This is a genomic window from Microbacterium sp. CPCC 204701 (assembly GCF_004010105.1).
Lineage (GTDB): Bacteria > Actinomycetota > Actinomycetes > Actinomycetales > Microbacteriaceae > Microbacterium.
Genome location: NZ_RRYE01000370.1, coordinates 1 through 2,855, shown reverse-complemented (window position 1 = coordinate 2,855; position 2,855 = coordinate 1). Strand labels below are relative to the sequence as shown.

At 74.2% G+C, this 2,855-nt stretch carries 2 protein-coding genes and 1 pseudogene; 2 read left to right on the top strand and 1 reads right to left on the bottom strand.

Annotation, left to right across the window (positions count from 1 at the left end):
* Together EIO58_RS15530 and EIO58_RS15525 are read left to right on the top strand one after the other, a co-directional pair.
* Positions 1-917 (top strand): annotated as a pseudogene (locus EIO58_RS15530) (glycosyltransferase); the annotation flags it as partial.
* A complete protein-coding gene (locus EIO58_RS15525) occupies positions 914-2,359 on the top strand; it encodes a DUF5719 family protein (RefSeq protein WP_127820267.1) in 1,446 nt (481 codons plus the stop codon). The pseudogene EIO58_RS15530 and the gene EIO58_RS15525, both read left to right, overlap by 4 nt.
* 63 nt (positions 2,360-2,422) lie before the next feature.
* Here the strand turns inward: EIO58_RS15525 and EIO58_RS15520 are convergent.
* Positions 2,423-2,855, bottom strand: a 433-nt coding sequence (locus EIO58_RS15520; protein ID WP_446723937.1) for a metallopeptidase family protein, incomplete at its 5' end; no start/stop codon positions are given.

Below are 2,855 nucleotides of genomic sequence, written 5' to 3'. Positions count from 1 at the left end.
CGGCACCGCTCACGCAGCGCTGGGCGGCGGGAACGGCGCTCCTCGTGGTCACCGCGCTTGGGCTGGGCACGGCATTCGCCGCAGTCGGGGTCTCGGTCGCTTCCTCTCAGTCGATCGCCGTCCCGCTCTGGCCCGGCGCGGGTCTCAGTCTCGCGCTGCTGGGGGCACTCGGGGCGGCTCTGGTGACGCTCGACGCCGGCCTCGCGCCGCGCGCCGCGCTCGTGCGGGGCATCGCTGCCGCCGTCGTCTGCGTCGGGGTCGTGGTCCTCGCCGTGCCCTCGCTCACCGCGATGACGCAGAACCGCGCGACGATCGCGAACGGCCCGGCGAGCACACTGCCCGCGTTCGTCGCGGCCGAAGGGCGCGACGACCCCGACATCGGCACGCTGGTGCTGACGCCCCAGACTGCCTCAGGCGTCGCCGCACAGGTCGTGTGGGGTGCGAGCGAGACGCTCAGCGGCCAGACGACGGCGCTCTCGACCCGCACGCGGGCGACACCGCAGGACGCGGCCGTCGCCGAGCTCGCCGCCGACCTCGTCACCTCGGCTGCCGAGGACGCTGTGGCGGAACTCGCCGGCCTCGGGGTGGGGTTCATCCTCCTCGCGCCGTCGCCGTCGCCGCCCGAGTCCGATGCCGCCCGCATGATGAGGCTGTCGGCGACGACCGCGCTCAACCAGCGCCAGACGCTCGTGGTGGTCGGCGACACGGCCAAGGGCGAGCTCTGGCGCGTCATCGCCGACATCGCGCCGCGTCCGCAGGAGCCGGCATCCGTCACAGCCCTCGCCCGCGCGATCGCGATCGGCCAGCTCATCGTCTTCGGCATCGCGCTGCTGCTGGCTCTGCCGACGGCTGCGACCCGGCGTGACGCACGTCGCACGCCGCGTGTGGTGGGCCCGCACTGGCAGGAGGGCCGATGAGCGATCGACGGGTGTTCCGATGGGCGACGACCAGCACGAGGATGCTGATCGGCACGGTGGTGTCGATCGCTGCGGCGATGGCCGTCGTCACCGCGGTGTCGCTGACCTGGCCGACTCTGCTGCGGGAGCCCGTCAGCGTCGCCGCGACACCGGCGCCGGCCGCGTCGGTGACCGCGTGCGACGGCGGGCTGCTGTCGATCGGCCGGGATCCGACGGATGCCGATGCCCTGGTCACCGCGGCTCGGCAGTCCGTCACGAGCGGGGTGAGCGCCGATGCGCCCCCAGCCGCCGAGCAGGTGCTCGAAGTGACCGGCGTCGGCTCCGGACCGGTGGTCTTCACGGCTCCGCCGCGGGACCGTCAGCGGATCGACGTCGCCGCCGCCGGCGCCTCGACCGTCACGGCCGACGACCTCGCCGGCTTCGCCGCGTCGGCGTGCCGCCCGCCGCTGCTGGAGTCGTGGCTCATCGGAGGATCGGGCCTGACCGGCGCCGCCGACCTGGTGCTTCTTGCGAACCCGGGCTCCGTGCCGGCGACGGTGGAGCTCACGGTGTACGGCGTGGGGGGACCGCAGATCCCGCCCGGCGCGTCCGACATCGTGGTCCCCCCGAAGACCCAGCGGGTGGTGCCGCTCGCCGGGATCGCGCTGGACGAGGCGAGCCCGGTCATCCGCGTCTCCGCGGTCGGCGCGCCCATCCACGCGTCGCTGCAGGCCAGCATCACGCGGACGCTGACGCCCGGAGGCGTTGAACAGGTCGGCGCGGTGCCGCATCCCGCGCCGGTGCAGACGATCACCGGGATCAGCGTCACCGGCCGGAGCGAGCCGACGACGACACCCGACGAGAGCCTGACGCCCGTCGAGCCGGAGATCACGCAGACCGCCACGGTCGTGCGCCTGCTGGCGCCGTCGGCGGCGACCACCGCCACCGTGACCGTCACCGCGATCGGCCGCGTCGAGCCGGCGCTCGAGCCGCAGCAGGTGCCGCTCGAGGCGGGCAAGCCGCTCGAGCTCGCGCTCGACGGGCTGGCCGTCGGCTCGTACACGGTGGAGGTCGTCGCCGAGGAACCCGTGCTCGCGGCCGTGTGGCAGACGACGGGGTTCGGTGCGGGCGCCGACTTCGCCTGGTACACGCCTGCGCCCGAGGTGTCGGTGCCCAGCCTGTTCGCCGTGCCGAACGGGCCGCCGCCGACCCTCACGATCGTCAACCCGAGGGGCGAGCCCGCCGTGATCGCCGTGACCTCCGAGGACGCCGCGTTCCGGCTCGAGCTCACGGTCCCCGCCGACGGTGCGATGACGGCGCGCCTGTCGTCACGCACGGTCTATCTGATCGACCCCGCATCGCCCGTGCACGCGTCGCTGTCGTTCACCGGCGACGGCGCCCTCGCGGGTGTTCCGGTGTGGCCGGCGGATGCCGCGGCGCCGGAGATCGTCGTCTATCCCTGACGCGGCTCGACCTTGACGCGGCTCACGTCGACGCTCGCCGACGCTCCATTTGACCGAACCGCGTCAGAAGTACCGGAAGCGCTCCGGGCCGAGGTCCCACGGGTCGCGGTCGAGGTACTCGGCGGCGGCGCGGAACACCGCGCTCTCGACCATCATGCGCCGATGCAGGTCGTCGTCGCGGTGCAGGTGGCTGAGGCGCTCGATGGGCATCCGGTACAGGATGATCCGCTTCTCCTCGGGCAGCACCGTCCACCGCGGGATGCCGCCGGCGTCGGTCGCCATCGGCATGTCGGCGACCTCGAAGCGCACCTCGCGCAGCTCCGGCCACGCCGACCGGAGGAACTCGGCGGCGGTGCCGACTGCGAGGTCGAATCGCTCCACGCGCGTGTCGAGCGGGGGGAGGGGCGGGCGCACGGCAGGGCTGCGCCCGAGGCGGCCGTGCCGGCCATGACGGTCGGCGCGCCGCGGCGCGTGCTCGCTGATCCTCGCCCTTCGC